Origin of the sequence: Pseudomonas sp. xss_4 (assembly GCF_043104125.1) — a bacterium.
In the GTDB taxonomy this organism is placed as follows: domain Bacteria; phylum Pseudomonadota; class Gammaproteobacteria; order Pseudomonadales; family Pseudomonadaceae; genus Aquipseudomonas; species Aquipseudomonas parafulva_B.
In genome coordinates, this window is record NZ_JBICKJ010000047.1 from 1 (window position 1) to 1,965 (window position 1,965).

Annotated in this window: 1 protein-coding gene and 1 pseudogene; both read left to right on the forward strand. The window is 57.7% G+C overall.

Annotated features, from left to right (window positions below):
* On the forward strand, positions 1–1,312 hold a 1,312-nt coding region (locus ACF8GB_RS09320; protein WP_392526908.1), incomplete at its 5' end, for a hypothetical protein.
* 24 nt (positions 1,313–1,336) lie between these two features.
* Positions 1,337–1,965, forward strand: a pseudogene (locus tag ACF8GB_RS09325) (hypothetical protein); the annotation flags it as partial.

A 1,965-nucleotide genomic window follows, 5' to 3' on the forward strand; every position in this document is an offset into this window, starting at 1 on the left:
CGGCAATATCGAGAAGTGGTTCCGCGAGCTGGACTGGGCCAGCTATACCCGCCAGCTCGTCGCCAAGACCAACCAGATCCTCGATGGCATGATCGACGTGCTCGGCACCCGCAGCGCCCGCTGGATGATGGACAAACAGGGCCTCAACCGCCTGATCGCCCAGCTCCGCTCGCTCAAGGCCAAGGCCCAGCAGAAGATTGAACAGGCCATGGGGTCGCTGCAGCAGTCCCACCAGATGGCCATGGCCCAGCCCCTGCCCAACACCACCGCGGGCTCCCGCGCCAGCAGTCATGCCGACACGCCGCGCCAGTCGCCGCCCGGCTCATCGGCTCCGGCATCCAGCGGCAAGCCAGCGCAGCAGAGCTCCAGCACCGCCAGCCAGACACCGGCTACCTCATCCACACCCGCTGCCCGGCGCGACACACCCGATACCGCCGGCAAACCGCAAGCGCAGAGCGGCACCTCCGGCAACCAGACCGCCGCCTCGGCCCCGGCCAGCAAGCCGCAGCAACAGCCCGCCACATCGTCCTCTGCCAGCAGCGGGCGCAGCAGCCAGACCACCACCGACAAACAGCCAGCCCCGGCCAAACGCGATGTCGCCATCGAGCCCAAAGGCAACACCACCCCGGCCCAGGGCCAGGTTAGCCCGCAACTGCGGCAAAGCCAGCGCTCGCGCTACAGACGGTCAAAGGCTGGCGCTCAGGGCGAGCACATCGCCGATTACTATTTCGTCAAGAACAAGAAGTCGCGGCAGAAGGTCAACCACAACGGCACCCTCTACGAAGGCCGCCAGCCAGGCCACCAGGGCATCGACCATATCTGGCACAGCGGCAGCCTGCCGCAAAGCTACCGGATCAGCGACACCAAAGGCACCAACGAGCCCTTCCACAAGAAACTGGAAGGCGCCATGCAAGTCTGGCAGACCCTGGAATATGGGCTGGAGCAGGCACTTGGGCAAGGGAATGAAGCCAAAGTGCGTAACTCCGTAGGCAAAACAGTTAGCGATGGCCGACAAATGAGCCACAGATGGATCTTTAGGAACATTCAAAATTCAAAGATCACTTCCGCACATACCGCCTTAATCTCCAAGATCAAATCATGGAGAGCAGTTGACTTTGATCCAGAAATTATGACATGCCCTTATGACCGTAGTTTAATCACCGTAGTTGGCCCAAACTATATCCAGCATGACAACAATGCTAAAACTAAAGCAGCTAACAGGCAGGCGGCCGCAGGGAAATGTCGCAAACCGGCAAGCCGACATCAAATTGCCACAGAGTTTGTTATTCCAACAAACTTTCTACCAGAATAAAACTTGAAACTCAAGCAGTGACAAATGCACATGAAAAACACTAACAGCATCAATTGGGATCACTGGGCAGCATCCAAAGTTGCAGCATCGCAGTTTGAACAGCGACGGGAACCCCACCTACGTTACGTCACATACACAGCACAGTTTGATGAAACTCTTGAACGCATCCAGTTGGTCTGCTCAAGAATTTCTACTATTGCGAATGGAACAAAACCTGGTGGAATGATGAACTCCACCAACCTTCGTCTATGCGACCTCTTAGACTGGCTTAGCTTGCAGTATTCCGCCGGGGCTCCAGTGGGGCTATTTGACGAGATTTGGCCCTGCGCAATGGAGTGGGCTGAAGAATACGCCCAATGCCATGCCGCCTACCACAACTCGCCGGAAGCGGGTAACCATATGACACCGCATGCGGCATTACGTACCGAAGATTACTGGACGATGGCCCTGCGTCTTGTCTGCTTCGGTTTATTGACTGGCAACGCCGCACAGATGCCACGGGTGATGCAATTCCTCGACTATGGCAATGAGGATATGGACGTGCGTGATGGCCTGCTTGAGCGCCTGGTCGCGCCCTTTGTTGCCGGTCGTGGTACGCCCCCGGATACCGCCACCCGCCATCTGCCCTACCGCAAATTGTTCAAGGTATTCGA